Source organism: Ancylothrix sp. D3o, from assembly GCF_025370775.1.
GTDB lineage: Bacteria > Cyanobacteriota > Cyanobacteriia > Cyanobacteriales > Oscillatoriaceae > Ancylothrix.
Genome location: NZ_JAMXEX010000119.1, coordinates 1 through 1,466 on the forward strand (window position 1 = coordinate 1; position 1,466 = coordinate 1,466).

At 38.5% G+C, this 1,466-nt stretch carries 1 protein-coding gene; it reads left to right on the forward strand.

Features of this window, described 5'->3' with window-relative positions:
• Positions 1 to 1,466: hypothetical protein (locus NG798_RS27645; RefSeq protein ID WP_261226932.1), on the forward strand; the 1,466-nt coding region annotated here is incomplete at both ends.

The following is a 1,466-nucleotide window of genomic DNA, read 5'->3' on the forward strand; positions in this document are numbered from 1 at the left end:
GAAGATGTTGCTTTACATATTGTTACAGATTACACCGGCCTAATTAACAATGCAATGAAAGCTGCTAGTAATGTGGAACATGAGGTAGAGCATATCCAAAAGTATGCTTCTGAGACTAACAAAGGAAACTATATTAAAGAAGTTTCCATCCATTTTAAGAAGCTGGTGGGTGAGCAACTAGAAATCTCTGAGAAAATAGAGCGTGGTGAAGAGTTAAAACCCACTGATAAACTGTACCCCCCCGAAGTCCTTGAAAAGATGACAGTTATTGCTGATATGCTGGATACTTCTAGCCATCATAGTGGTGCAAATTCTGTACTATCTACGGCTGAATATTATAAACATTCTCACGACGCGGCAAAAAATGGTCTATATCAACCACCAACCCTCCAACAAGTAGAAATGGGGCTAGAGACTTATCGTCAACTGTTACATGATGATGTCGTCCAAAAGTTAGCGTACCAAAACCAAATTGCCGTAGATGCCTTCAAAAGCGCACGTCAACCAGATTTAGAAGAAATCGATTTCTACAAGAAGATTCCTCATAAAAAACCGTCTCATGTTGGGCGAATGAAAGACCCTAACATTTATAAACTAGGCAATGAAATTACACCAAATGGCTACGATGCCAAACAATTATTATTAACAACGCTAAACCCGATTATAAGTGAAGCATCTGTTGAAATCGCACCCAATGACCAATTCAGGAATTTATTTCCTAATCCTGATAATTGTGATAACCCCCCCTATAATACTGACCATAAGGTGATGGCAATTAATGCTAAGAAAAACTTTGATACCCTCTTTAATATAGCAGTTGAATCTAGTACCTCCCAACGTACAGAAAAAGGGCCAGTCATGGAATGTACTACCAAACAAGGTAACAAATTTACCATCTATAATATTGGACAATTTGGCATAATAGATATTAAAGCCGGGTTGACCCATCAAGAACTAAACTTAACATTTAAAGAAGATTATCAAAACCGCATTATGGCATTGGTGCCGGTGGTAGATCCTACCACTGGAAAGTCTGAACAAAAACAGATTGGGTTTGTGCGTGCAGCAGATGCAAAATCGCTGAATATCTGTGGTAATGATGGGATAAATAAAACCACAGTTCCTAGTTATTTTATTGGGCCATCTTACACTGAAGAACAAACTAAAGCATTATTTGAAGAAGCCAAACAATACGCTTTAAGTGTGAGAGAATGGAGTATCCAAAACAATTGTCTGACTGAAATGGCCGCCGCTACCTGGGATGTATGCACCGGCACCAATAATATCAGCCAAGTTCAAAAAGAAAGTAGCAGACAAAGTAACCAAAATTTCATGTACCAGGCGTTTGAACAAGAATACCTAGAACGCCTCCAAACTTTCCAATTCACCAGTTTAAAATTAGTAGGACAAAACCACAGTGAACTCAACAAGAGTGAGCATTTAGACCCTCAAACCTACAACTTTAA